Genomic DNA, 2,050 nt, shown 5'->3' with positions numbered 1-2,050 from the left:
GCCACTCTATGAAGTTATCCAAATTAAAGGAGCGGGGGAGACTCATCCTTTTTTGTCTCCTGATGATGAATTTGCTAGTTTTGAAATTGCAGGTTGGGATAATGGTAATCTAGACCTGACCGCTCCTGAAACACCTGATATGTACGAGCATGAGTATGCCCGTGCTGCCCTCAAGAATGGATTGAAGTTTGAAGAAGACTTGGGAGCTAATCCCTTCAAATTTGGTCTGGTAGGTTCCACGGATTCCCATATTGGGATTTCCGTGGTGGAAGAAAATAGCTTTATGGGCAAGTTTCCCATTTATACCCCTAGCCCCGAACGGGCAGAACACGTCTCAAAGACAAGTTGTTTTACTAAGGATCAAGATGGCAACTGTGTTCCGGAGAATCCTGAGGTGAACCGGTTCGGATGGCAGTATGGAGCAGCTGGCTTTGTAGGAGTTTGGGCTGAAGCCAATACCCGCGAGTCCCTGTTTGATGCCATGGCACGACGGGAAGTTTATGCCACCAGCGGACCAAGGATGATAGTTCGCTTCTTTGGCGGTTGGGATTTTACCTCGGAAGATGTGAGTTTTAACCCTGGACAAGTGGGCTATGCCAAAGGCGTTCCTATGGGAAGCGATCTGACCAGTATGCCAGAAGGAAAAGTTCCCACCTTTTTAGTAGCTGCATTGAAAGATCCGATTCGGGGGAACCTTGATCGGATTCAAATTGTCAAGGGCTGGCTGGAGAATGGCCAAACCCAGGAGAAAGTTTACGATGTGGTCTGGTCAGGCGATCGCGTACCTAATGACACAACTGGTAAGCTTCCCCTTGTGGGTTGTGAGGTCAATCCTGCTATCTGTGAGACGGACGATCCGATGGAAGATACCGGTACCGTCAATACCGACACAGCCGAGTGGACAAATAGCATTGGTGCGGTTGAGCTGGCTCAGGTTTGGACAGACCCGGACTTCGATCCTACCCAAAAGGCATTTTACTACGCGCGGGTGCTGGAAATTCCGACTCCTCGTTGGACGGACTACGACAAGGTATTTTATCAGATAGAAATGGCTGAGGAAATTCCCTTAACCCTACAAGAACGGGTGTATACTTCTCCGATTTGGTACTCCCCATCTAACGTAACATCTGAGATAGCTCCGTTGCCTGAAAATCCCGAAGATGGCAGTGATTTTGACTTCTGGAACAGAATAATTCACGAAGTTATTCGATAAGTAACTGTTGAATTAAAGTAAGCCATCAGCTATCAGCTATCAGCTATCAGCTATCAGCTATCAGCTATCAGCTATCAGCTATCAGCTATCAGTCAAAAAATTGTGGCTAGACTACGAGAATGTCTGACGGCACCTCAAGCAGCGTTAGCTTTTAGCTCACGGCTGACGGCTGAATGCTTACGGGATTAGAAATAGGTGGTCGTTGTTTGGTATTGCAACGGCCACCTATCGTATAAAAAAAGCCAATAACTTGATAGATTAAACAAGGCACAAATTAGGTATATAAAATGAATTGGAACCGGATTTGGAAAATAGGGGTAGGAGTTGCGATCGCCCTAGTTTTGGCCATCGTTGCCTACCTTGTGATAGCACAACAGAATCGACCCATTCCCGATATAGGCTCTACAGGCACCAGTAACCCTGAGCCAGAGGTGGTTGACTCAGATACAGAGCCTTTTACTCTGCAACTACTCCATGCCTCAGATTTTGAGGCTGGACTGGCCGCATTGGAAGATGCTCCTCGGTTTTCCGCCGTCCTGAATGCCCTGAAGGAGGACTACCCCAACACGGTTGTCCTCTCCTCTGGAGACAACTACATTCCCAGTCCGTTCCTGTTTGCGGGCAGCGACCCTAGGTTGAACGAGACCCCTGTGGGAGAAGCTAGTATTGGTCACGCTAATATCGAAATCCACAATCAACTGGGTATCCAAGCTTCCACCTTTGGGAATCACGATTTCGATCTGGGCAGCAAGGAAGTGCGGGATATCATTCAACCAGATGGAGATTACCGTGGAGCGCTGTTTCCCTATCTCAGTTCCAACCTGGATTTTACCACAA

The 2,050-nt window shown here is 47.8% G+C and carries 2 protein-coding genes; both read left to right on the top strand.

All coding sequences use genetic code 11. The features are described 5' to 3' along the window. The coding region (locus F6K20_RS35960) for a DUF3604 domain-containing protein (RefSeq protein ID WP_287298012.1) at nt 1–1,213 on the top strand (1,213 nt) is incomplete at its 5' end. A gap of 287 nt (nt 1,214–1,500) precedes the next feature. Then, nucleotides 1,501–2,050 (top strand): metallophosphoesterase family protein (locus tag F6K20_RS35955; protein ID WP_502708919.1); only part of this gene is annotated, 550 nt, incomplete at its 3' end.

Source organism: Moorena sp. SIO2C4, from assembly GCF_010672485.1.
In the GTDB taxonomy this organism is placed as follows: Bacteria; Cyanobacteriota; Cyanobacteriia; order Cyanobacteriales; family Coleofasciculaceae; genus Moorena; species Moorena producens.
The sequence above is the reverse complement of the archived record's forward strand: the minus strand, read 5'-3'. Positions and strand labels throughout refer to the sequence as shown.